The 24,184-nt window shown below is 48.1% G+C and carries 25 protein-coding genes and 1 tRNA gene; 21 read left to right on the top strand and 5 right to left on the bottom strand.

What is annotated here, in order from left to right; translation table 11 throughout:
* From ACE6F3_RS02185 to ACE6F3_RS02150, 8 genes are all read left to right on the top strand, one after another.
* The gene (locus ACE6F3_RS02185; protein WP_324664877.1) at positions 1-1,581 is read left to right on the top strand and encodes an NADH-quinone oxidoreductase subunit C; all 1,581 of its coding nucleotides are present in this window, start codon (positions 1-3) and stop codon (positions 1,579-1,581) included.
* Positions 1,582-1,591: 10 nt separating this feature from the next.
* Positions 1,592-2,107, top strand: a complete 516-nt coding sequence (locus tag ACE6F3_RS02180; RefSeq protein ID WP_278532619.1) for an NADH-quinone oxidoreductase subunit B family protein — start codon at positions 1,592-1,594, stop codon at positions 2,105-2,107.
* A gap of 227 nt (positions 2,108-2,334) precedes the next feature.
* Entirely contained in the window at positions 2,335-2,727 is a 393-nt protein-coding gene (locus tag ACE6F3_RS02175) for a hypothetical protein (protein ID WP_324664875.1), read from the top strand.
* On the top strand, positions 2,727-3,023 hold the full coding sequence (locus ACE6F3_RS02170) for a hypothetical protein (RefSeq protein ID WP_041343289.1): 297 nt from the start codon (positions 2,727-2,729) through the stop codon (positions 3,021-3,023). The genes ACE6F3_RS02175 and ACE6F3_RS02170 overlap by 1 nt, the downstream gene beginning before the upstream one ends.
* 586 nt (positions 3,024-3,609) lie before the next feature.
* Positions 3,610-4,332: a MerR family transcriptional regulator gene (locus ACE6F3_RS02165; protein WP_324664873.1), complete on the top strand. Its 723-nt coding sequence runs from the start codon at positions 3,610-3,612 to the stop codon at positions 4,330-4,332.
* Positions 4,333-4,338: 6 nt separating this feature from the next.
* Positions 4,339-4,590 carry a DUF362 domain-containing protein gene (locus tag ACE6F3_RS02160; RefSeq protein ID WP_010937238.1) on the top strand — a complete coding sequence of 84 codons (252 nt, stop codon included), beginning with the start codon at positions 4,339-4,341 and terminating at the stop codon, positions 4,588-4,590.
* The gene (locus ACE6F3_RS02155) at positions 4,590-4,778 is read left to right on the top strand and encodes a hypothetical protein (protein WP_041223414.1); all 189 of its coding nucleotides are present in this window, start codon (positions 4,590-4,592) and stop codon (positions 4,776-4,778) included. The genes ACE6F3_RS02160 and ACE6F3_RS02155 overlap by 1 nt, the downstream gene beginning before the upstream one ends.
* A gap of 122 nt (positions 4,779-4,900) precedes the next feature.
* A complete protein-coding gene (locus ACE6F3_RS02150; RefSeq protein WP_324664871.1) occupies positions 4,901-5,407 on the top strand; it encodes a putative immunity protein in 507 nt (168 codons plus the stop codon).
* Between the two features lie 23 nt (positions 5,408-5,430).
* Here ACE6F3_RS02150 and ACE6F3_RS02145 read toward each other — a convergent pair whose 3' ends face one another.
* Positions 5,431-6,153 carry a hypothetical protein gene (locus tag ACE6F3_RS02145; protein ID WP_324664869.1) on the bottom strand — a complete coding sequence of 241 codons (723 nt, stop codon included), beginning with the start codon at positions 6,151-6,153 and terminating at the stop codon, positions 5,431-5,433.
* Between the two features lie 81 nt (positions 6,154-6,234).
* Positions 6,235-6,307 (bottom strand) — tRNA-Ala (locus ACE6F3_RS02140).
* 127 nt (positions 6,308-6,434) lie between these two features.
* Here ACE6F3_RS02140 and gatB point away from each other — a divergent pair.
* The 8 genes from gatB to ACE6F3_RS02100 all read left to right on the top strand — a co-directional run bounded on the left by gatB (position 6,435) and on the right by ACE6F3_RS02100 (position 14,078).
* Positions 6,435-7,913 carry an Asp-tRNA(Asn)/Glu-tRNA(Gln) amidotransferase subunit GatB gene (gene gatB / locus ACE6F3_RS02135; RefSeq protein WP_392655041.1) on the top strand — a complete coding sequence of 493 codons (1,479 nt, stop codon included), beginning with the start codon at positions 6,435-6,437 and terminating at the stop codon, positions 7,911-7,913.
* A gap of 2 nt (positions 7,914-7,915) precedes the next feature.
* Complete coding sequence (gene secG, locus ACE6F3_RS02130) at positions 7,916-8,134, top strand: preprotein translocase subunit SecG (RefSeq protein WP_010937224.1); 219 nt, start codon at positions 7,916-7,918, stop codon at positions 8,132-8,134.
* A gap of 12 nt (positions 8,135-8,146) precedes the next feature.
* Positions 8,147-8,995: an SAM-dependent chlorinase/fluorinase gene (locus ACE6F3_RS02125; protein WP_324664864.1), complete on the top strand. Its 849-nt coding sequence runs from the start codon at positions 8,147-8,149 to the stop codon at positions 8,993-8,995.
* A 451-nt stretch (positions 8,996-9,446) separates the two neighbouring features.
* Positions 9,447-10,277: a prephenate dehydratase domain-containing protein gene (locus ACE6F3_RS02120; protein WP_324664862.1), complete on the top strand. Its 831-nt coding sequence runs from the start codon at positions 9,447-9,449 to the stop codon at positions 10,275-10,277.
* A gap of 396 nt (positions 10,278-10,673) precedes the next feature.
* Positions 10,674-12,176: a reductive dehalogenase gene (locus ACE6F3_RS02115; RefSeq protein WP_324664860.1), complete on the top strand. Its 1,503-nt coding sequence runs from the start codon at positions 10,674-10,676 to the stop codon at positions 12,174-12,176.
* A gap of 19 nt (positions 12,177-12,195) precedes the next feature.
* Complete coding sequence (locus ACE6F3_RS02110) at positions 12,196-12,468, top strand: hypothetical protein (RefSeq protein ID WP_010937219.1); 273 nt, start codon at positions 12,196-12,198, stop codon at positions 12,466-12,468.
* A 268-nt stretch (positions 12,469-12,736) separates the two neighbouring features.
* Positions 12,737-13,570 (top strand): porin PorA family protein, encoded by an 834-nt coding sequence (locus ACE6F3_RS02105; RefSeq protein WP_010937218.1) that lies wholly within the window; start codon positions 12,737-12,739, stop codon positions 13,568-13,570.
* A 133-nt stretch (positions 13,571-13,703) separates the two neighbouring features.
* Positions 13,704-14,078, top strand: coding sequence for a hypothetical protein (locus ACE6F3_RS02100; protein WP_324664857.1), 375 nt, complete (start codon positions 13,704-13,706; stop codon positions 14,076-14,078).
* Between the two features lie 56 nt (positions 14,079-14,134).
* Here ACE6F3_RS02100 and ACE6F3_RS02095 read toward each other — a convergent pair whose 3' ends face one another.
* On the bottom strand, positions 14,135-14,812 hold the full coding sequence (locus tag ACE6F3_RS02095; protein ID WP_324664855.1) for a response regulator transcription factor: 678 nt from the start codon (positions 14,810-14,812) through the stop codon (positions 14,135-14,137).
* Entirely contained in the window at positions 14,809-15,987 is a 1,179-nt protein-coding gene (locus ACE6F3_RS02090; RefSeq protein ID WP_010937214.1) for a PAS domain-containing sensor histidine kinase, read from the bottom strand. Before ACE6F3_RS02090 ends, ACE6F3_RS02095 begins: the two co-directional genes overlap by 4 nt.
* Positions 15,988-16,261: 274 nt before the next feature.
* Between ACE6F3_RS02090 and ACE6F3_RS02085 the strand changes: the two genes are divergently transcribed.
* Positions 16,262-17,812, top strand: coding sequence for a PqqD family peptide modification chaperone (locus tag ACE6F3_RS02085; RefSeq protein ID WP_392654844.1), 1,551 nt, complete (start codon positions 16,262-16,264; stop codon positions 17,810-17,812).
* 40 nt (positions 17,813-17,852) lie between these two features.
* Here ACE6F3_RS02085 and ACE6F3_RS02080 read toward each other — a convergent pair whose 3' ends face one another.
* Positions 17,853-18,377 carry a MarR family winged helix-turn-helix transcriptional regulator gene (locus tag ACE6F3_RS02080; protein WP_278545080.1) on the bottom strand — a complete coding sequence of 175 codons (525 nt, stop codon included), beginning with the start codon at positions 18,375-18,377 and terminating at the stop codon, positions 17,853-17,855.
* 319 nt (positions 18,378-18,696) lie between these two features.
* On the opposite strand from ACE6F3_RS02080, the gene ACE6F3_RS02075 reads away from it, so the two are divergent.
* From ACE6F3_RS02075 to ACE6F3_RS02060, 4 genes are all read left to right on the top strand, one after another.
* A complete protein-coding gene (locus ACE6F3_RS02075) occupies positions 18,697-20,124 on the top strand; it encodes a reductive dehalogenase (RefSeq protein ID WP_041343235.1) in 1,428 nt (475 codons plus the stop codon).
* A 21-nt stretch (positions 20,125-20,145) separates the two neighbouring features.
* Positions 20,146-20,418: a hypothetical protein gene (locus ACE6F3_RS02070; RefSeq protein WP_041343232.1), complete on the top strand. Its 273-nt coding sequence runs from the start codon at positions 20,146-20,148 to the stop codon at positions 20,416-20,418.
* Between the two features lie 179 nt (positions 20,419-20,597).
* Entirely contained in the window at positions 20,598-21,047 is a 450-nt protein-coding gene (locus tag ACE6F3_RS02065) for a MarR family winged helix-turn-helix transcriptional regulator (RefSeq protein ID WP_278545076.1), read from the top strand.
* Between the two features lie 22 nt (positions 21,048-21,069).
* Positions 21,070-24,084, top strand: a complete 3,015-nt coding sequence (locus tag ACE6F3_RS02060; RefSeq protein WP_324664835.1) for an efflux RND transporter permease subunit — start codon at positions 21,070-21,072, stop codon at positions 24,082-24,084.
* The last annotated feature ends 100 nt before the right edge of the window (positions 24,085-24,184 follow it).

Here is a 24,184-nt window from a genome sequence, read left to right as displayed (position 1 = left end):
ATGAAAATACCTGATTTATATACTTATCTGTCCGAATTCCTAAGCCCTGCTATCAATCCCCTCAGGCTGGAAAAAGGGGCAAACAAAGATTATTATCTGGGGCTTGACTGGGCCGAAGCGGCTGCCCTTTACCCGAAGTTGGCCGAAGACGGCTTCGGGCTTATAGGCTTATTTGGCCTGGAGGGGTTCAGGGGCTACGAGGGGCTCAGCCTTTTATACGTATTTGAAAAAAGGAATTACTCCGGGACGCTGGTAATTATCCGCCGTACAGACAGCCCGGTTGCCTCTATTGCCGCCATTTTCCCCTCTGCCTGTTACTTTGAGCGGGAAATACGGGACGGCTACGGCTGTGAGTTTGAAAATGCCTTTGACCGCCGCCGGCTTTGGCTTCACGAAACCTACCCTGCCAATTTCCATCCGCTGGTAAAAAGTTTTAAAAACCAGCCGCTTAGTCTGCCTGCCGGGGTGGAGGATGAAGCCCTGTATCCATTTAAAAAGGTCAGCGGCGAAGGTGTGTATGAGGTTGGGGTAGGGCCGGTGCATGCCGGTATTATAGAGCCGGGGCATTTCCGTTTCAGTGCCATCGGCGAGCCTGTTCTAAATTTGGAAATCAGGCTTTTTTACAAACACCGCGGGCTTGAAAAACTGGCCATGGGCAGGGATATAGATTTTGGGCTTAAAATAGCCGAATCTATAAGCGGTGATGAATCCGCCGCCAACACTTATGCCTACTCTTTGGGGGTTGAGCATATTTGCTCTGTGCGTCCGCCCCGCCGGGCTGAACAGCTTAGGTTAATACTGCTGGAAATGGAAAGGCTCTATTCGCACCTTTCAGACCTTAGCGGTATGCTCACAGACGTAGCCTATCCGGTGGGGGCGGCTGCTCTTATGGCACTGCGTGAAGAACTGATGCGCTGGAACAAACGCCTTAGCGGCTCCCGCTTTTTAAAAGGCATAATTACCCCCGGCGGCTTGCTCCGGGATATACCTGCCGGGATTGTAAATGAACTGGCAGATTACCTGCGTGTCTTTGAGGGCAGGTTTAACCAGCAGGTTGAAAAGGCACTGGCCAAGACCTCGGTGGTTGACCGTTTTGAAACTACCGGCATTATAAATAACCGCCTGCTTGTACCCCTTAATATTACCGGGGTGGCAGCCAGAGCTTCGGGGGCGGATACAGATACCCGTTTAAACCAGCCTTACGGCTTGTACTCTGAGCTTGCGTTTGAGCCGCCTGTTTTGCCCGAAGGTGATGTCATGGCCAGGTTTAAGGTAAGGGTTTCCGAGGTGCAAAACTCACTGGGACTTATACTTCAGACCGCCTCCAGGCTTTCCGCCGGCGAATATATAGTCCCGCTTAAGATGCAAAACGGCTACAGCCTGGTGCTGGTTGAGTCTCCCCGCGGGCAGTCCCTCCACTGGCTGTGGCTCAGGGATGGCAAAATTGAACGCTATAAAGTGCGTACCGCCTCTTACTGCAACTGGCAGGCCATAGAGCATGCGGTGCTGGGGGATATTATTCCGGACTTTCCCCTGATAAATAAAAGCCTGAACCTGTCTTATGCCGGGACAGACCTGTGAGGTATCTGAGGTGAAAAACGTTTTAAATAATATTTTTAAACCCAAAGTATGCCGGCAGATGCCAAAGGGTGATGCAGACTTTGATAAACTGGGCTTTGCCCTGAAAACCGAGATACATGCTGTCTTCGGGCGGAGTCTGGCTATCAGGGCGCTGGACAGCGGCAGTGACAACTCTGCCGAAATAGAACTGAATAACCTTTCCAACCCCTATTATGACATTGAGCGTTTCGGCATCAGCTTCGTTGCCTCACCCCGCCACGCAGATATCTTGATAGTCACCGGTGCGGTCAGCCAGAATATGGCTATTGCCGTCAGGAAAACCTTTGATGCCATGCCCTCCCCCAAGCTGGTAATAGCCCTGGGTGATGATGCCTGCGGCAGCAGCATTGTCTGCGGCGGCTACGGGGTACTGGGCGGGGTTGATAAAATATTGCCGGTAGACCTGAAAATACCCGGCAATCCGCCTGAACCAATCCAGATAATCACTGCCCTGCTGGGGCTTATGCGGTCTCTGGGCAAGAAATAACCCCTCCCTGTTGCCCCTTGCCGTCCGTCTAACCCTTTTGCTGCCTGCCCTGCTTGTTCCTTAGGAAAGCGGCACTTTTCTGAAAAAATTATTTCCATTTGGTCTTGACGCCGCATAGCCGTACGTTTTATAATTGCAACAATTACTAAATGCAACAAGATGCAATAATAAACCAGTTGCAAATAGTATTCAGGCAAAACCTCATAAATGAAAGGAGACAGCAGGGTATGGCATGTTTTTTGGTAGTTGCAGGGGAAGCCGTGGTTACCACAGTTGTTCAGAAAACGGTAGAAAAAAAGGAAAAACAGCAGGGTATCAAGGCGGATAATACTTTGGGCATAAGCTGGGGCAGGAAACTGAGCTGGCTCAACAAAATGCTCTGGGGCGGCACGGCGCTGCTGGCTTTGGAGCATGTCTGGCATGGTGAGGTTGTGCCCTGGTGGCCGTTTTTAACGGCTATGGAGAACCCGGATGATATTGCCCCCATGCTGCATGAAATGGCTACTATCGGGACTGCCATGGCTATTACGGTCACCGCCATCTGGGCAGTTATGGTACTTATTGCAGATGCCAAGTTTAAATCATCTGCCAGGGCAAATAACATTGGTGCAGGTGCATAATGTGGCTGATAATGACTTTGGCTGCCGCTGTTATCACCACCGCTGTCTGGTATATAAAATCTCCAAATGATAAATATAAACTGGGTTTTCTCAGCCTTATGTTCTGGGGTGCAAGCATAATGTGGCTGGTTGACCACGTAATAGCCTATCTGCAGGAAGGAGGTGAATTTCTGGAAATCAATCAGGATGCAACCCTCTTGGGCATAAGCGTAATTATATTCGGGTTGCTGGTTTGGGAAATTGTGCTGCTTGCCAGTGACCCCAAAGGAGTTATTAAAAAAGCTTTAACTAAATAGTATTTGTCCCCTATCTTTAATCTCTTTTAGAGGGCGGCCAAAAGCCGCCCTTATTATTAAGAAATGGCATGGGTTTTACCCGGAGACCGGCAATATAATAGTTTTAAAGCGCGCTAAGGAAACTATTAATGTCTGAAAGGGTGACCTGGAAAGATAAACTTCGGGCACAGGGTCTGCCCTAAGGGATATTATCAGCTTCGGGCAAAATGATGCCGGGCTGACAGAAGCTAAGGCCGCCATTATGCTAAGCGCCCTGTCCCATCTATACTGGCAGCCCAGTCAGCGCAGGGCTACTGGCTTCGCCCCGGTGCAGGTTATTTCCCCAAATACCGGAGTACCGTCTGGCAGATTATTTTTCGGCCCAGCTGGGGGCAGGAAAATCTGATAACAGGGTTAAAACAAGCTGCGATTATTTGTTTGAATATCACCAGTCCAAGTGTGGCTGGTTTTCCTATAACGGCACTCCCTCAGGTTTCATTCACTGCCTGGCGGGTAGCCTTCAGGTTTCTGACTGATTTTAATTGGTCTCTTCTGCTTGAAAAGTATATAGTGTTAGTATATACTATACACTATAGAGTTAGTGAATATGGGAAAAACAGATATAGTCAAACAGACCCTGATGCGGATAAGTGAAGTCGCGAAAGCGGCGGGTGTTTCTCTGCCAACTATTCACTACTACACCCGTGAAGGCTTACTGTCCCCCTTGCTCAAAACTGCCCCCAATATGGCTTACTACAGCCCTGACTGTGTTGAGGATATCCGGTTAATCAAAGAACTCCAATCAGAAAAATTCCTTCCTTTGTCTGTAATAAAACTCATACTGCAAGCCAGGCGGGACGGACAGGATATTGAGCATCTTGGGGAGATGCGTACGCTTCTTGATGATGTATTTCAGCCGGTAGTCACAGGAGAGCCTAACCCGCTGACGGCAGGTGAGCTGATGAATGCCTCTGGGTTGTCTGCTCCGGAGCTTAAGGGCCTGCAATCAATGGGGCTGCTGGTGCCTCGGAAAACCGCCAAGGGTGATGTGTATGATGATATTGACCTGCGTGTGGCCGGTATTATTAAAGAACTGGCCGGATTTGGTCTGGAACTGAATGACCTGGGTATTTATAGCCGGTATATTGAGGTAATACGTAACGAAGCTGATGAAATACACAATAAAATTCATCATATGCGTGGTATGGATACAGTACCCGTAGCCAGGCTGTTTAGTACCCTTAATAGCTTAAAAGCCTATTTGGCTACAAGGGTTTACCGCCAAGCTTTAGAGATGCACCAACAGGATATGGATAAGAAAGAGAGTTAAAGCCAGATGCTTCATAGAGTACCGCACCACTCTACTAAATATATCAGCCTGGATACCAGATTATGTCAGGCCTGCTGGAAATGTGTTGAGACCTGCCCCAACGGGGTGCTTGACAAGGTTAATCTGCCGTTCCACAAGCACGCCCGCATCAGCTGGCCGGATAATTGCAAAGGCTGTCAAAAATGTGTCAGGGTATGCCCGGAGAAAGCGATAACCCTTTCTCAAACAAATATTCACCATAATAAGGAGATTGCCTGATGAGAAGAGTTGTATGCTTATCCATGGCAGTATTATTTCTGGCCACCATAATAACCGGAATTGCGGAAGCCCATGTCCACCCCGGTAATTCCGGCCACCATGTGGCTGTGGCAATAGCTTTTATTGCCTCAATACTTATCCATCTGGTATTAAACAGGAAATCTTTTAGCCGTTATTTATCAGGTTAGGTTTGCAAATCGGGGTAAATAATAGACAGTACCAGTATGGACTTTGATTTAAATATTCGGTTTAGTTGTGCAGGTGCTTGTTTTGGGCATGACTTAAAATGCGTATTATTTGGAGGCCGGGATTGCAGGAAAAGATAAGGCCAACAAAACTGTTATATGAAATCCGCAAGTCTGTCTCAAAGATTTTGGATAAGCCTTTTACAGAACATATAGACCATCAGGTCTTCAAACCTGACCAAATAATTTTGGCTGTTTGGGCTGCAGAATGTGCGGAGCGTGTTCTGCCATTTTTTGAAGAAAATTATCCGGGTGATGACAGGCCAAGAAAAGCAATTGAAGTACTCCGGGACTGGATTGATACCGGGATCTTTAGTATGGCGGCCATACGCAAAGCTTCTCTTGATGCCCATGCTGCAGCCAAAGGGAAGGAAGAAACAGACGCTGTCTTTGCTGCCCACGCTGCGGGTCAGGCTGTTGGCACAGCCCATGTTGTGACGCATGCTTTGGGCGCGGCACTATACAGTACCAGGGCTGTTGTGGCCCATTCGGCAGATGTAAATAGCGGTTTACAGGAGCGTGATTGGCAGCTTGAACTATTGCTTAAATATGTTAAACAGGCAAGAGAGTGACCTAGCCATATCGTAAAATCTCTTTAAACTTGCTTTGTAATAAGATATTCCCGAAAGACCTTGTTGGCTTTGCCAGCAAGATACAGGTGTGAAAACCTCAGGTCTAATGGCAAGAGTTCCTTTTTTACGAAGTCATCTATGGTTGGATAGCTTAATTCTTCCAACCTTTTTTCTGAGAGTTCCGCATCGTCAAAAGAGATTATCAAAGAAGTGTTGGTTGGATAATCTTTGCCAGCCTTCTTTTCTGCTGCTACTACAATTCGTTTAAGTTCGTTTTCTACTCCTTCTTCTACTGGGGTAGCTTCTGGCGGGATTGAAACCTGAATGTTCTTTCCTTTACCAGTCTTGATAACAGGAGCCTTTGCAAAACTATAACTTTTATTAAACAGTTCGCGCCTGCGCCAATAATCGTTTTTCCCCTCGTGAGCTTGGGTTACCTCAATGTAAGTTTTAGTTGCAGGCGCTGTTCTCTTGTCTATGACTATCGCATCGTATCTTTGATTACCCATAACTGGTTTTAAAAGAACTTGGTTGGTGTTTCCAAATTTATGTTCACCAAATTTTGCTAGAGGACTAATTTCCTCGGTTAGTTTTTTCAAGAGCCCTTTTTGCAGCCTGAAGGCTTTTAAACCTTCTTGGGTTGAACAAATATTTTCCACCTTCTGGCTTAACCAACTCTGTAGCTCAGAAGGCGTTCTTTCCTTTTCGATTTCGTCTTTAATTATGTATTCTGTTACCATGTTCATTTTAATTCTAACATGCGTGAGAACAGGGACTCGGTGAGAGAATTAGTGTAAACAAAAGTAGTACAAAAACAGCAGGGAAAATGGAGCTGAGGGGATTCGAACCCCTGACCTCTGCGATGCGAACGCAGCGCTCTCCCAACTAAGCTACAGCCCCATGTAAAGGGCATTATAACATAAGCCCGCTTTAGCATTAAAGCAAAATACCCGGCCTGCCTTGCCAGTGGACGAAGAATATTGATATACTTGCTAGTTAACCAGAGGTAGGTGAAATGGTAACTACAATGACTCAATATGAAACAGTAATCGGGCTGGAAGTCCACGTTCAGCTGAATACCAAAAGCAAAATGTTTTGCCGCTGCAGTACAGACTATACCAGTGCCGAACCCAATACCCATGTCTGCCCGGTATGTCTGGGCATGCCGGGGGTACTGCCCACTATAAATAAACAGGCGGTGGAATACACCATTATGTCCGGCTTGGCTTTGGGCTGTGATATTGCCTCCTTCAGCAAGTTTGACCGCAAAAATTACAACTATCCTGACCTTATGAAAGGTTACCAGATTTCCCAGTATGACCAGCCGCTTTGCGGCAAGGGATTTATGGATATAAATATAGACGGGGCTATCCGCCGCATCGGCATAACCCGTATTCACCTTGAAGAAGACGTGGCCAAACTCCACCATGAGAGTGATATTAACGGCCAGCCTTACAGCCTTTTAGACATAAACCGCTCCAGCATACCTTTGATGGAGATAGTCAGTGAGCCGGATATGCGCACCCCGGAAGAAGCCCGCCAGTACCTTATGAAACTGCGGACCATCATGCGCTATCTGGGTGTTTCCACTGCCAACATGGAAGACGGCAGTTTCCGCTGTGATGCCAATATTTCAATACGGCCTGCAGGCTCGCCTGAGCTTGGGGCTAAAGTGGAAGTAAAAAATATGAACAGCTTCAAGGCGGTTTTTTCCGCCTTGGAATACGAAGAAGTCCGTCAGCGGAAAATGGCAGATGAAGGCAAAAAGATAAGCCAGGAGACCCGCGGCTGGCAGGATGACAAATGCCAGACTGTCTCCCAGCGTTCCAAGGAATTTGCCCATGACTACCGTTATTTCCCCGAACCGGATTTGCCCCCCCTGCATATCAGTTGTGACTGGATAGAGGCTATAAGGGCAAAGCTGCCCGAACTGCCCGAAGTCCGCAAAGAAAGGTTTATTCAGGGATACTGGCTGTCCGAATATGATGCTTCACTGCTGACGGCCAGCCGTGAACTGGCAGACTATTTTGAAGCGGTTCTGTCCGAAGCTGATTTCCAGAATATACCCCAGGACAAGGGCATAAAGGAAGTGGCTAACTGGGTAGTCGGGCCGGTAAGCTCCATAATGAATACTGCCGGGGTGGATATAAACGCTTTTGCCCTCAAGGTCAGCCCGGCCAGTCTGTGCCATCTTTTGGTGCTGGTTTCAGCCGGCAAAGTGAATGCCGCCACCGCCAAAGCGGTGCTTGAAGATATGTATAGTACCGGGCAAAATGCCGAGACTATTATTGAAAAGAAGGGTCTCAGCCAGATTTCCGACAGTTCCGAGCTGGTAGCTATTGCCAAAAAAGTGCTGGCGGATAACCCCAAGGCGGTTGCCGAATATAACGAAGGCAAGACCCAGGTTATCGGCTTTTTAGTAGGCCAAATGATGAAACAAAGCAAAGGCAGAGCCAACCCTAACATAGCCATGGAGTTGCTTAAGAAAGCTCTGGAGGAAGGATAAACATGCAAACCTACCTGATTATAGCCCAGATAGTGCTGGCCGTAGCCCTCACTCTCTCAGTTCTGATGCAAGTAAAGGGCGGAGGCCTGGGCGGTATCTTCGGGCAGGCAGACAGTGTCTACCGTACCAAACGGGGTATAGAGAAAACCCTTTTTATACTCACCATTGTACTGGTAGTCCTGTTCCTGCTGGTATCTCTGCTTATGCTGAAACTAAGCTAAAGGGGGCTAGTTGTGGGTATTATTACCCTTACTACTGACTTTGGCTTGCAAGATGCCTATGTGGCCGCCATGAAGGGGGCTATCCTGAGTATAAACCCAAATGTCCGGCTGCTGGATGTTTCCCATCAGGTAGAGCCCCAGAATATTCAGCAGGCGGCCTTTTTGTTAGGTGAGGCCAGCCCCTATTTCCCGGCAGACACCATTCACTTAGCGGTAGTAGACCCCGGGGTAGGCAGCGGCCGCCGGGGGATTATTTTAGCCACTCCGGCTGGCATATTTATCGGCCCGGACAACGGTATTTTCAGTTATGTGCTTAGCCCCTATCTGCCCAAAAGTAACAGTGATTTGCTGCCGGCCGAAGGTCTGCTGAAGCTGGATATTCCCCGGGGTGTAGAGGCTTTTCAGTTAACCAACCCCGCTTTCTGGCTTAAAGCGGTCAGTGCCACCTTTCACGGGCGGGATATATTTGCACCGGCCGCCGCTTATATCAGTTTGGGTACTCCCCTTCGGGATTTCGGGCCGCGTCTTGACTGGATAAACGCCTTTCATCTGCCCTGCCCGGAGACTGCCCCTGACGGGACTATTACCGGGCATGTGGTATATGCAGACCATTTCGGCAATCTGGTTACCGATATTACTCCCCAAATGTTGCCTTCCGGCAAACCTGTCGGGCTGGAGATTTTGGGCCGGACTATCCATGGTCTTTGCCAAAACTATTCTCAGGCCAGCGGTTTGCTGGCTGTTATCGGCAGCAGCGGGAGGCTGGAGATTGCTCTTCAGGGCGGCAGTGCCGCCGGTCTGCTTTCAGCCCGCCCGGGAGACTGTTTCCGCCTTAGTATTCCGGCTGTATCCAGAGAATAAATAAGTTAAAAAAGAGGGCCCCGTAAAAGATTCGGGGCCCAAATGTATTCCAAACTGTATTTAATTTTCGGGGGAAACGGTCGTTCCTTACTTTCCCCGCCTGGCCAGAAAAGCCAGATTTCTCATTAACCGTAGAGTAAACTAACCGGAAAGCTCAGGAACCTTCGCCGCTCTTTGCCGGCTTGATGATGGTCAACTCCCCCTAACTCCCACCAGCGAAGAGCCGCTACAAGGGAAAAACCAAGTACATAACAGAGCCTGCAGTTTCTCCAAATGCCTTGCCTCCTTCTTGCCGGTATTGACAGGAATTCTCCTTGCCTGTATTTATTATACCACGCCCTGTACACCCGCAGGTGTCTTATACCAAAAAACGCTGTATATATATACCCTTGCCTCTGCCTGCGGTAAACGCTATTATTAGCATAATCTGGGTACGGAAAGGGGCAGGCCAATGATTAAGATTTCTATACAGGGAGCTCGCGGCTCTTTTCATGATATTGTAGCGCGCCATAAATTCCCCGGTGATTCCGAGATTATTGAAAGTGACACCTCCCATCAGGTATTTGAAGATGTCAAAAAGGGGCTGGCTGATTACGGGGTTGTGGCTATAGAGAACTCCCTTTACGGCTCGTTTCTGGATAATTATGACAATTTGCTCAAATATGAAAGCAAAATAGTCGGCGAGACCTATCTGCACGTTATCCTGAACCTTATTGCCCTGCCCGGTGTTAAAATGGAACAGATACGTGAAGTTTATACCCACCCTATTGCCATGATTCAGGCCGAATCTTTCCTTGAAAAGCACCCCAGTGTGATACGTATAGAGGGCTACGATACTGCCGGCAGTGTCCGCATGATAAAAGAAAAAAACCTTACTACTGCCGCTGCTATCAGCAGCAACCTCTCAGCCCAGCTGTATGATATGAAAATACTGGCCAAAGATATTGAAACTGAAAAGCAGAACTATACCCGTTTCCTTATCATAGCCAAAGAGCCCAAATACCCCCCTCAGGCGAATAAAACTTCTCTGGCCATAAAGGCCGAGAACAATGCCGGCAGCCTCTACAAGTGCCTTAAGTGTTTTTATGACCAGGGCATAAACCTGTCCAAAATAGAATCCCGCCCGGTTATGGGGCGTACCTGGGGTTATTACTTCTATCTGGATTTTGAACGGGGCTTATATACGCCTGAAACCCAGCGCGCCCTGAAAGAACTGGCAAAGGTAACCGAGACTATTCATGTTCTGGGTTCATATGAACAGGGCAGCGTGTTTGAGGAATAGTCCGGCTGTTTTTTAAAAAATTGAAAACAGGGTTTTAAGCTTATAATATAACGATTTGCACCGGCCTCTTTTTGAGACCGGTTTTTTGTGTTTTCAGTTTTTTCCCCCGGTAACAAACATTTCAGATTACCCTTTAAAGCCCGCCTGTATCCACGTGGACAGTTTTTCTTTTTTATAAGTAGTTTTACGTATAAGAAAAATAAGTAAAAATGCCTAAAGCGTATTACGTATAAAAGCGGATAGTAAAAAACACACCGAAATATATAATTTACTCATGTATTGCTATTCCTGATTATCATTTATTTCAGTGAGGTGCAGTTTGTATTATGACGCTCAGGAAAGACTGGGTGGCGTTGTGAAAGAACAGGTATACCGTCAACAAATTAGGAGGATTTTATGAGCAAGTTTCATTCCATGGTATCCCGCCGTGATTTTATGAAGGGTTTGGGTATGGCCGGGGCAGGCATAGGCGCTGTTGCGGCGTCAGCTCCGGTTTTTCATGACATTGATGAACTTATAGCCTCTGATACGGCTGTTCAGCCGCGTCCCTGGTGGGTAAAAGAACGCCCTATTGATGACCCTACCATAGAGGTAGACTTTGATATGATGGAACGCCATGACGGGCGTAATCAGGGTCAGTCCGCCAGAGTCAGGGCTATGTATTACGGGGCAGATAGAGTTCTGGGGGCTGCGGCCTTGTCCGCTGCCGAACTGGCTGAAAGAACTGCCTCAAATTATCCGGGATATACTTACCGGTCAAGGGCGTTAGCCGGCAGCTTTAAACGGGTTTCTCAGGGTACTGCCCCTGGCTGGGCTGAAACCAAAGACCCCGCTCCGGTAAAAACTCCGGAAGAACGGGGCGAACCGAAGTGGACTGGTACTCCCGAAGAAGCTTCCCGTATGCTTAGAGCGGCTATGCGGGCTTACGGCGCTTCGCTGGTAGGCTATACCGAGCTTACCCAGGAACATCGTGACCATGTTATCTTCTCGTATGAGAAGGGTGATTCAAATAACGAAAAATACATCGGTACCGACGTACCGGTTACCGCTGCCCGCCCCATTGTCTTTGAAAATGTAGCGAAAGCATATGAGACCACTGAAAAGCTGGTCATCCCCAATGTACCCCTGTGGGAGATAGCCCTTTCAACCCAGGGCTCAAATGAGCTTTGGCGTTCCTCCGGCACTTTGCTGGGCGGTTTTGCCAATTCCAATACCTTTTACAACTGTGGCAATCTGCACGCCTCCACCTACAACTTCCTCAGGTATTTGGGTTATCAGCTTATCGGTACTATCGGTAATGACTCCCGCTACGTAGGTTCCGAAGGCGGAGCGGCTATTATGGCCGGTCTGGGTGAAGCCAGCCGCCAGAAACTTTATACCCTTACTCCCGAATATGGCGCTCCCGGCCGTTTATATGGCGTCTTAACAGACCTGCCTCTTGAACCTACCCACCCCATAGACGCCGGTATTTACCGCTTCTGCCATTCCTGCCAGAAGTGTGCTGACCATTGTCCGCCTCAGGTTATATCCAAAGAGAAAGAACCCTCCTGGGATATACCCCTGACCGAAGGCAAGGAGACCATTTTCTCGGTTAAAGGTACCAAGGCTTTTTATAACAATCTGCCCCTGTGCCGCCAGTATTCCAACGAAACCTCTCATGGCTGCCGCATTTGCTGGGGTGAATGCACCTTTACAGTTAACCGGGGCTCACTGGTGCATCAGATTATCAAAGGCACTGTGGCTAATGTTTCTCTCTTCAACACCTACTTCTACAAGCTGGGTGAGGCCTTTGGTTATGGTGCTGATGCTGAAAAAGCCGAAACATGGTGGGATCTCAGCCTGCCTACTCTTGGTCAGGACTCAACCATTATCGCGGCTGATGGCGGTTACGGTAAATAGGAAAGGAGATTAAAGCTTTATGTGGTTTTTTATAGGAATTTTGATTGGGGCTTTGGTGTTGGGTTTTATCTGGTGGTTGAAACACAAAAACCTTCACCTTACCTGGTATGAGTGGCTTATAGGTGCAGTCGGCCTGATATTGCTGGTATTTACCCTGCAAAATTTTATGGGCAGTTTTGAAGAAGTAGAATCCAAGGCTGCTTATATGTTCCTGCTGGTTACCGGCTTGCCGTCCCTTATCCTGTTAGCCTTAACCTGGCAGCTGGCTGCCAGGAGACTTTCCAAAGCCTAAAACCTGTATAACAGGTAAATATCCTCTGGCAAAAACTAAAAGTGCCCGGACCTGAAAAGTTCGGGCACTGGTATTTTGAGCGGAGGATTATTTTTGCTCAAAATGAATAATTTTGAAAATATCTTTCAAAAAATAAAATAGTATGTTATTATTACTCGCTTCCGGCATACCGCAGGCCGTACAGGACTCTCCGGCGCATCTGCTTAAACATTATTGGCATCGGTTTCAAATCAGCGTGCACAAAAAATGACGTAGGAGGTTAATCAGGTTGTTCAAACGTTGGTGGCCCTCATTCTTAGGTGCTCTTTTAGTAGCGGCGGCTTTTATCTGGGTGTATGTATTCTTTCCGGTTATGGCTAAACTTCCGGCGGATTATGAACAGAATTATTATTTTTCCGGCACTGTTCAGGTACTTAATTCCGCTACCAACCAGTTAAACCCGGCTATGCCGGTCAATGTTACCCGTGCCCTGAAAGCCAGCGGTCTGGAAGATGATGTTTTGCTGTTAGACCAGAAGATTACTTTCACCCATGCTCAGGCCGGTACAGAGCTGCCTTTCGGTTCGGAGGAAGTTTATGGCCTGGATAGAACTACCCGGGCGAATGTTGCCGGTTACGGAGATATCAGCCGCACCGGCCAGTTTACCTTCCCGGCTGATACCCAAAAGCAGGACTATCCGTTCTGGTCTGCCACAGCTAACCAGAGCCTGACTGCCAAATTCGTCAAAGAAGAAACCTATCAGGGTCTGACTGTGTATGTCTTTCAGGTAGACCAGAAGAATATAAATCTGGGTACTTACGCTAATACCGGCATACCCCAGAGCGGAGACTTCCTGATAAATATCAAAGTAGAGCCGGTCAGCGGGGTGCCTGTGTATTCAGACACCACTACTACCCTTAAAATCTCCCCTGCCCCCTCAGTCAGTATGCCGATATTTATTTCAACCATAGCCTATACCTCTGAAACCATTGACGAGATGGTGAGCACTGCCGAGTCTACCCAGAGTCTGATTATGTGGGCCAGTGTTTATGCCTTCTGGATAGTGGTTGGCGTGGGCATTGTCTTTATAGGAATAGGGTTTTTCCGTAACCGCGCAGCCTAGGGCTAAATCTTAATCAAATCTAAAACGGGGGGCTGGGTTTAAAACCCGCTCCCCGTTTTTATACCCCGGAGCTTTTTTGGTACCGGCTTTGCCGCCCGCCTGCCCTTGTATTTGAGGCTGACTGGTGGTTATCATGGAGAAAGGCAAGTGCATGAATGAACAGATAAAGAAAAGCCGGGGAAGAGTGATTGCCGGCGGTCTATGTATTCTTTCAGCCCTGCTGGGTGCATTGGGCATACTGAATTATTGGGTGGGAATTTTCGGGGAAGCCGGGAGCGGGTTTGGCAAAGGGGATATCCCGCCTTTTGTGCCCAGCATTATCTTTGATACTCCCATACCGGCGCTTGTAATTGCCTTGGCGGCTTTGGCCGGGAGTGTTTTTATTTTCCTGCGGAAGAAATGGAAATGGGCGCTGATTGGTGCCGCAGCGGCGGCCTGCTCATTTATCCTGACCGGTATTCCGGCGGTTATACTGCTGCTGGCTGCCAAAGACGAATTTACCGGTTAGTTTTTAATCCGTCTTGCTCTTATACTTAAACGGAACTTTCATCAGGGTGATTACGCTTACTTGGATAGAAAATAACCAACCCCATGCATATTCATAATATATTTCGGGGCATAGGAATCCGCCTCAAGTTTATGCCTCAGGTTATATACATGGACCTTTATGCTGTTGACCACGTCGGGATAATGCCCCCCCGAAATTAGTTCGGACAGCCTTGAATACGTTACTATATTGGGGGCATCTTTAAGGAGTTCATGCATAATCTGGCTTTCAATAGTGGTCAGGATAACAGTTTTCTCATTTATAAACAGCAGCCTTTTAAAATAATCCAGTTTAAACGGCCCCCATTCCAGCAGGGCATCTTTGCTGGTGGTTATGGGGCGGCGGAGTATGCAACGTATCCGGGCCAGCAGTTCCATCTGGCGGAAGGGTTTTATGATATATTCGTTTGCCCCCAGCTCCAGCGCTTCCACTACATCAGATTCTTCCGAGCGTACCGTCAGAATAATAATGGGGGTATCACAGAAAAGCCGGGCGTCTTTCAGAACTTCCAGCCCGTCCATATCCGGCAGGCTCAGGTCAAGGATAACCAGGTTGGGCTTTTGTTCTTCAATCATCCTGAGCCCGCTTTCCCCGCGGGAAGCGCTCAGCAGGGTCACATCAGGCCAGCCTATTTTCAAAGCAAAAGATATTGCCTGCACTATCTTGTAATCATCTTCAATAATAAGTATCTTCATGGGGCTTCCGGCCTCAGCGGTATGGAAAAAGTAAAGGTGCTGCCTTCCCCAAGTTTGCTTTTCACTCTTATTTCACCCTGGTGCAGGTCAATAATCATCTTGGATAAAGCCAGGCCTATACCCAGGCCTGAAGGAGAGCCTTTTTTATGGCTGCGTGAATATAGCTTAAACAAATTACTTGTTTCCTTGAGGCTCATGCCTTTGCCGTTATCCCTGACCTCAATTATCAAATACTTATCATCAGTTGAGGCACAAAGCCGGATATCTCCGCCAACATTAGTGTATTTTGCCGCATTATCCAGCAAATTTAAGATAACCTGCTTGAGACGTTTATAATCCGCAATCATAATAGGCAGCGGGTTTTGGATATTTATAGTCAGCTTTTGGGCATTTGATTCAAACACGGGTTTCATTATTTCATTTACGTCTTTAAGCAGTTCGTAAATATTCAGCGGTTCACATTCCAGCCTTAGCAGCCCTATTTCTCCCCTGGCAATATCCAGCAGCTCGTCAATCCGCAGATTAAGGTCTTGGATGCCCGCATACAGGCATTTCATATAACTCTGGTTGGGTTCTTCCTTCAGGTTCTTGCTCAGCAGTTCAGATGTAGCCAGCATGGAGGTCAGAGGGGTTTTCAGTTCATGAACCAATGCCCGCATAAAAGTAACCCGCTGGCTTATTTCATTTTCCAGTGTTTCCCGGAGCTGTTTCTCCCGCTCTAAAGACTCCCGCAGTTCCTGCTCATTTTTCTTTCGGGCAGTTATATCCCGGATAACCGAAATAACCATGGTATCACCGGCCAGATAAATCAATTTATGGTTAATTTCAACCGGGATACTCTCGCCGTTTTTATTCTTGTGGGCTATTTCCAGCACTTCATGCCCTTTTTCAAACAGGTCACTCAGTATTTCCGTCCCCCGGATTGCTGTTTCGGGGGAATCAATAAACAGGTTTGTTTTGCCTATCAGTTCTTCGTACGTATAGCCGAAGTGCTTGCAGGCAGCGGTATTGGCTTCGGTAATAGTTACCGGCTCATTGGGGCTATTAAATTTGAACAGCAGTATAGCGTCATTAGCGCGGTTGAAAAGTTCGCGGTATTTCAGACGCTCTTTTTTCAGAGTGTAATTACATTGTTTTAACCGGGCCAGTTCTTCTTTAAGTTCGTCTGTTTCCACTCAGGTTCTCCCGGGTGTTTATAGCTATATTATACTGCCAGGATATTGCCTATAACCAGATGCTGGCCGCCGATGCTCAGGTTGGCAATAGTTAAGAATACTTAATTAAGCCTTATATTAACTTTACTTTCAGCTGCTCAGATTTACCGTCCGGTTTACCGTGCTTATTTATAATATCCAGGTAGCTTCAAATAACCTAAAGGAGGGGCAGACAAGACCAAGCTAAAAAATACCCTTTGACACGCTGGAGATATTTGCAGGAAAGGAAAAAGTTATGAACAAATTTCACACTAGTCTTAGCCGCAGAGATTTTATGAAGGGGCTAGGCTTAGCCAGTGCCGGTATCGGCGCAGTGGCCGCCGTCTCTCCGGTTTTCCATGACCTTGATGAAGTAGCCTCTGCTGATTCATCTGTTAACAAACGCCCCTGGTGGGTAAGAGAGGTTGACAAGCCTACTATTGAAATAGACTGGGATAAAATGGCTGCTTTGGCTATACCTACCGAAGGCTGCCATCTTCCGCCCCTGCTGGCCGAATTTGTAGGATGGGACAGGGTAAATACAGCTATGGCTCAGGGGCAGACAGCCCTTAAGGAAGGGGCACAAAAGGTTGGTTCACGTGAAGCTATTTCGCTGCTGGATACCGCCATTCAGGAGGCCAGCTGGCCTCATTTTCTGACCCAGGCAGGCTGGCGGGAGCCGGTTACTCCGGTACTGGCAGACCCGGCGCCTATTCCCGAACTGGTCGGCTCCATCATGACCCACGAAACTTTGGGGGTGGCTAAATGGGAGGGAACTCCTGAAGAGAATTTTGCCCTGCTCAAATCTGCTATGAGGTTTTTCGGGGCTGGACAGATTGCTTCTATAGAGCTGGACACCAATGTTAAAAAAATGCTCTACCCCCAGGATGCCAGCCGGATGTTTTTCAATGGCCCTATTATGTCATATAAATTTGAGGACGTGGATAAGGGCTATATGACTGACACTAATTATGTTATCCCCAATACGGCCCGCTGGATAGTTACCTATACTACCCCCATGCCCAAAGAAATGTACCGCACCGCCCCTTCTGGTGTTTGTTATGCCGCTAATATGAGCCGTTACCGCCTGAACCACGAGACTATTGATTTTCTGCTTAAAAACAGGGATATTATCCGCTCTTTCAATATAGACTTCTTCAGTTTGGGCAAAGGCTCAGCCGTGTCCAGACTGCCTGAAAAATATGGTGTTACCAGGGTGATAGAAGACAAAAAGGCAGATGAGTTTAAACTGTCACGCAGTTATGAGACGTCTGGCGGGCTTTCCCAGCAGGAAGCCAGGGAAATGAGCCTTAGCAGTTGGACAGAGCTGATAAATAACCACCCCAGCCGGGATATTTTTAAAAGGCTTATAGTAGCAGACCTTTTGCCGTATGTGTCCCATTTCCCGTTCATCAAAGACCTGTTAAATGCTGCCGGGGTATCGCCTCAGGCGGAGGCAAAGCAGGATTATCCGTTAAGTGCTTCAGGAGTACCCCGGCTGAACAAACAGGTAACTGCGGCCGTACTTAACTTTGACCTGCTGCAAATCAGGCAGAATATCAGCCGCACACCCGGGTTGATTGCTGTTCCCCAAAAAACGGCGGTACTGTATGAACCGGTTAAAAGCCGCCTGATTTCGCTTACTGCTACTGAGCTGGCTATACTGAAACTGTGTGACGGGCAGCGGGATTTGAGACAGATAACAGACAAACTTTCGGCTAAATACAATGCACCCGAAGATATTATTGAGAAAGACTGCCGGCAATTTCTTCACCTGCTTCGGGAAATGCAGATGGTCTCATTCTAAGAATACCGCCGGCTCCGGCCTGGGTAGCCGGGTTACTCTCTCAGGGAGAGCTCTCTGACCTCAGTTTTATATCATATTCGTGAAAAATATCTAAACTATGGTGAGTTCTAGATTCAAATTCTGCCATAGCCTCTACCGAGTTGTTCATTACTTTGGTTAGTAAACTATAAAGTGTTTTAACTTCCTCGTCAGACAGGTTTTGAAAGAGCTTGTTTATTCTATCCAGCCGGAAAGCTTCAACCCTGGCTGATTCCCCTTTTTCGGTAAGGGTTACCCTTATCATGTTCCTTCGGGTCAGGTTTTTGGTCAGGGCAATCAGCCCCTTTTCCTCCATCCGTTTCAGTATCACCGATATAGTGTGCGGTTCCCTGAGGTATTCTTTGGCGATTTTGGCCGGGGTTACGATTTTGTTTTTATCTTTATGCAGAATATTCAGTATACCCGCTTGTTCAGGGGTAAGCCCCTGTTCCATCAGTTCTTTTCTGCGTACATTATAAGCTACAGCCCTTGCCTGCATGATAATGCCCCAGATTTCAAAAGTGTCAGGCCTTGAAGTGTGGTTCATGTTATCTTCCTGCGTTGTATTTTGCTGAAAATAATACGCAGAGTAATTAAACACCAAAATTGCTGTTTGATACAAATCTTATCCGCCGCATCCGGGTGCCAGCCGTAAAGACTAAGCAGTAAATATACTATTCGTATACTAAATGCTTAGTTCATTAAGTATTTCTACTAATTGACAGTACTTATGAAGGATAGATAATATTCTATTACGAATATCTAATATGCACAAATATTGAGGAGGGCCGATGAAGAAATAAAGTTTAGAGGTAGCTGTAAGTTGCAGGGAAACACATAGTCCGTTTAAAAAAGGAGGAATTAAAATGTCAAAATTTCATTCAATGGTAAGCCGCCGGGACTTTATGAAAGCGGTTGGACTGACAGGTGCGGGTCTGGGAGCGGCTTCTGCCGTAAGCCCGGTATTTCATGATGTTGATGAATTTATGTCATCTCCGGCAGCCGAATGGAAACGCCCCTGGTATGTCAAAAACCGTGAGATGGAAGACCCCACAGTGGAGCTGGACTGGTCGCTTATGTACCGCTCAGATGGCATCTGGACCGGCCAGAACAATCCTACCCAGGATTACTTTTTGGGTGCGGAAGAAGGTGCCAAACGGCGGGCGGCGGCCGCAGCTTATACTGCCAATGCCGTGCAAAAAAATCAAAGCGGTCTGACCCTCAGGGACAGGGCTTTATCCTCCGGCAACTATATGTACCCTATTTCTTTTATAGGGCCTGTCTCCAGCACTACTCCTGAATCTTTGGGTGTGCCCAAATGGCAGGGTACTCCGGAGGAAAACAGCAAAATGCTTAGAGCCGCCATGATTCATTTCGGAGCAGCCCAGGTGGGTATGGCTGAAATAACTGACCGGGTGAAAACAAAACTCATAAGAGAATATGATAAAGATGCCTCCCACAAGAAATATATGTTTGAGGATGTGCCGGTAGGCTATGAAGGCGCTGACAAGCTGGTCTTCCCTGATAAGGTACAGCTTTATGATTTCGCCTTTACCCACCCCTTAAACAAAGAGATGTTCCGTTCATCTCCCAGCTCTGACCTGATGAGTGCCGGAAACAGCATGCGGTACAGCCAGTTCTCTATTATCCAGCCCCGCGTCCAGACTTTTATGCAGGTTTTGGGTTATACCTGTTACGGCTATACCCGGCCGTTTAACGGGGCTATCCCTGCCATTGCCACTGCTACCCTTACCGGTTTGGGCGAGGGTGCCCGAAACAACGGCGCTTTCATAAGCCCGGAGTTCGGCCCTTGTGTTGGTCTGTTCAGCCTGATTACAGACCTTCCGCTTGAACCCACCCCTCCCATTGATGCCGGTATGTGGCGCTTCTGCCAGACCTGCACCAAGTGTGCTGACGAATGCCCCGCCCAGTGTATTTCTAAAGAACATGAGCCCACCTGGGATGTGCCGAAGATATACGGCAAGGAAGATACCACCCACATTCCGGGGCGTAAACAGTTCTGGACGGACGGTATTGCCTGCTGGTCGTATAAAGCCACTATCGGAGGCTGCGGTGCCTGTATGGGTACCTGCACCTTTAATACTGACGTGGCTAATATCCACACGGTTGTCAGGGCAACCCTGTCAACTACGCCTATTTTCAACAGTTTCCTGTGGCAGGCGGATAAATTCTTCGGCTATGGTGTGCACGAAGATAAAGAAGCCTGGTGGGATATGTCCCAGCCAACACTCGGCTTTGATACTGCACACGTTACCCTGGGCAAAGATTATTAAAATACGAGGGAGGATGATTTTATGTGGTTAATAATAAGTTTTGTACTGGGAGCCTTGCTGCTGGGTCTGGTTATGTGGCTGAGAGCCCGCCATGTATCCTTAACCTGGTATGAATGGGTCTTGGGTATTATCGGTCTGGCTTTGCTGCTTTCTACCATTCTGTTTGCTACCGATGCCCTGGGCGAGACCGAACCGAAAGCGGCCACCATGTTCCTGTTGGTGCTTGGTATTCCGGCGGTTATCCTGCTGGCACTTAGCTGGCAGCTGACTGTCAGGAGAGTTAATAAAGCCTAGCTGGAAACTAAGGTTCCGGCTGAAAACGGGGGACTTTAAGTCCCCCGTTTTATTTTTCGGGGCGTAGCCTTACCGGGAGGCGGTGTATTTGACAAAATACTATATACTGTATAAATTATATATATAAAGTAAAATAAATTTTTATTGCAGACCTATTAAACCGGAAAGGCTTAGGAGATGTGAATAAAGCCGCAATTATTGATAATATAATTAAAATTGAAGGCCGGATAGGCCAGACTATCCTGCCCTATGCTATGAATTCATGGTGCAAACTGGATGTGCCTCTGGCCCAGATGAAAAGTTTGTTCATTATCATAGGCAAAGGAGAAATGAATCTGGGTGCATTAGCTCAGAGTCTGGGGGTTACTCCGGGGGACGTAACCGGCATTGTGGAACGTCTGGTTGAGCAGGGTCTGATTAGCCGTAAACCCGGTGCCGAAGACAGAAGGGTTACCTGGCTTTCAGCTACAGACAAAGGGCGTGCTCTGGTTACCAATCTGGTAGAGAGCAAGTCTGAACATATGGCAGATATCTTGGAACATATGAGTTTAGATGGTCTGGTATCTCTGGAGAAAGGCCTAAAGGAGCTCATTTCCGCCATAAGGGCGCATCAGCAGGAACTGGGTTAACAGTATAAAGGAGCATTTTTAAATGTGGCATATTACCAAATGGGCTTTGCGTAGTAGATTTATTACCATTCTTTTGGCACTGGTTGTGGCCGGTGCTTCCTGGTGGGCATTCACCGGCATCAAAGTGGAACTGATGCCTGATATCAGCCTGCCCTATACCACTGTGGTTACAGTTTATCCCCAGGCTACCCCGGATGCGGTGGTCAGGGATGTTACCACCCCTATTGAAAGATTTATTTGGGACGAATGGTCAGACCAGGGTTTAAAGCACCTTACCTCCACCTCTTCAGGGGGTATGTCCGTCATTATGGCCGAATTTGAATACGGCACGGACATGACGGCTGTTACTGAAAGCCTTAATGAGGGCATAGGTGAAATAAACTTTCCTCAGGCGGTTACCAGCTTTGCCGCTATGATGGGGGCTGATGCCAAAAACCCTCAGATTATCCCTATCAATATGAATATTATGCCCATGATAAGCTTAAGTTTATCCGGGGATTTACCGCCGGACCAGCTTAAAGAAATTGCCGACAGCCAGATTGTCCCCGCACTTTCCCAACTTGACGGGGTACTCCGGGTGGATACCGAGGGCGGCGAAAAAGACTATATAGTAATCTCACCTGACCCCGCCAAAATGGCTCAGTACGGCATAACTATTTCCCAGATAGCCGGAATAATTTCGGCCGGTTATTCCTCGGTAAGTGAAATGGAACAGATTCCGCTGGGGGAAAGCGGCCTTAAGCTCTCAGACGTGGCTTCTGTCAGCCTCAGCCCTTCGCCTTCCTCCGCCATTACCCGTACCAACGGCAAACCCAGCGTAGGTATATCTATAATAAAAACAGAAGCTGCCAATACAGTTGAAACTGCCAAAGCTATAAATGAAAAGATAACCGCACTTCAGGGAACACTGGGTGACGGCGTCAGCATCAGCACTGTTTTTGACCAGTCAGATTTCATTGATACCAGCATAAGCCAGCTTGAAGAAAAGGCGGTGGTGGGCGGTATTCTGGCGGTGCTGGTAGTCTTCTTTTTCCTTTGGGCTGTCAGGGCATCCCTGATAGCGGCTATCTCTATCCCCTTAAGCATCTTTTTCGGGTTCCTGTGCATGAGTTTGTTCGGGATAACCCTTAATATCCTGACCTTAAGTGCCATGACTATTGCTGTCGGGAGGCTGATAGATGACAGTATAGTCATAATAGAAGTAATCTACCGCCGCTTGCGCACCGGGGAAAGCTTTAAAGAGGCGGCCATCGGCGGTGCCAAAGAGGTGGCCACCCCCATTACTACGGCTACTTTGGCTACCGTAGCTATCTTTGCCCCCCTGATGTTTGTGGGCGGTATTGTGGGTGAGCTCTTTATTCCTTTTGCCCTGACCGTAACTTTTGCCATGCTGGCCTCACTGATAGTGGCCCTGACCCTCATTCCGGCACTCTCCAAGTGGCTGGTGGGCGCTAAACAAAAGGCGGTTGTCACTAAAGACAACTGGTATCAGAAAATTTATGTCAAGGCTTTGAAATGGACACTGGGACACCGCCTGGCGGTAGTGGCCACGGCGGTAATTCTGCTTATTGGCAGCACCGGGCTTCTGCCCATGGCGGGTACTTCATTTATGTCCGGCTCATTCGGCGAAGAAACTATTGCCATAAATATCTCGCTGCCGTCAACGGCGGATGTCAATGACACCAGTGCCCTTACCGCCAAGGTAGAGGCAATCCTGGGTGCAAACCCGGCTGTCCGGAGTTACAGCGCCACTATCGGCACATCCGCTACTTCCATGGCCGGTATAATGAGCGCCTCTGAGGGCGGCGGTGGCGCCAATACAGCCACCATTACGGTCTACCTGACGGAAGGTGCTGATTTACAAACAGAACTCTCAAATATTACTGTAGCCAGCCAGGCCATTTCCACCGAGGGGGTTATTCAGGTCAGCTCCGGTTCGGGTGACAGTATGGGCGGGAGTATATCCAGCTCTTCTATAAACCTTTCCATACAGGGGCAGAATCAGGAAGAAATAGCCGCAATCACTGCCCAGCTGCTGGAGATGCTTGAGGGTGTTGATGGCCTGACCGAGCTTAAAAGTGACCTGACAACCGTAGTGCCGGTACTGAATATTGAGGTAGACCCGGCTAAGGTGGCTGCTTCTGGTATTTCAGCTGCCCAGCTAGCCCAGCTTCAGCAGGAATTTGTCCTTTTGATGAACGGCGGGGCACTGCCCGGCACAACTGTTACACTTGAAAGCGGCAGTTATCCGGTTTATTTCAAGGGGATAGCTGAGCGCCTGACTGACGCCGAGCAGGCTAAAAGTCTGAAAATAGGTTTTCCGGTGGCGATAACCCTAAGTGATATTGCTAATGTAGGCATAGCCGAAGTAGCCTCGCATATCAGCCATACAGATACCATGCTTTCGGCCACTATTACCGGCCTTATCACTGATGCTAACGTGGGTGCGGTCAATATGGCGGTTCAGGAACAGGTAGATGCCCTGCCCGCTCACCCCGGGGTGGAGGTGGTTACTGCCGGTATAGCCGAACAGATGGGTGATACATTTACCCAGATGGGTATTGCCATTCTGGTAGCTATTGCCATTGTATTCCTGATAGTAATACTGATGATGCGTTCTATCCGCAATCCCCTGCTTATCATGTTAAGCATACCGCTGGCTTTTATCGGCTCTATGCTGGCTCTGGTAATTACCGGCTATACGCTGGGTGTATCTGCCTTGATGGGTCTGCTGATGCTGGTGGGTATAGTGCTTACCAATGCCATAGTACTGGTGTCCATGGTAGAGCAGCAGCGCAAGCGCGGTCTTAGCGTCAAAGACGCCCTGATAGAGGGCGGCAAAATCCGCTTGCGGCCCATTGTCATGACCGCTCTTACCACCATACTGGCCATGATTCCCATGGCGCTTAGTGTCAGCTCCGGCACGGTGTTAAGTGCCGAACTGGCTGTTGTGGTTATCGGCGGTATGGTCAGCTCTACTTTCCTGACCCTGTTTGTTATACCGGCTGTATACAGCATGGTTTACCGGGGAAAGTAACAAGGCTTTTTAACCTTGGGGTTTTGAGAATTATTCGGGGGTGGCGTTCAAGCAGCGGCACCCCCGAAGCTATTTAGTTTATTTCAGGCGGGTAGATAAA

This window comes from Dehalococcoides sp. THU4 (genome assembly GCF_043231265.1).
GTDB classification, from domain to species: Bacteria; Chloroflexota; Dehalococcoidia; order Dehalococcoidales; family Dehalococcoidaceae; genus Dehalococcoides; species Dehalococcoides mccartyi.
The sequence above is the reverse complement of the archived record's forward strand: the minus strand, read 5'-3'. Positions and strand labels throughout refer to the sequence as shown.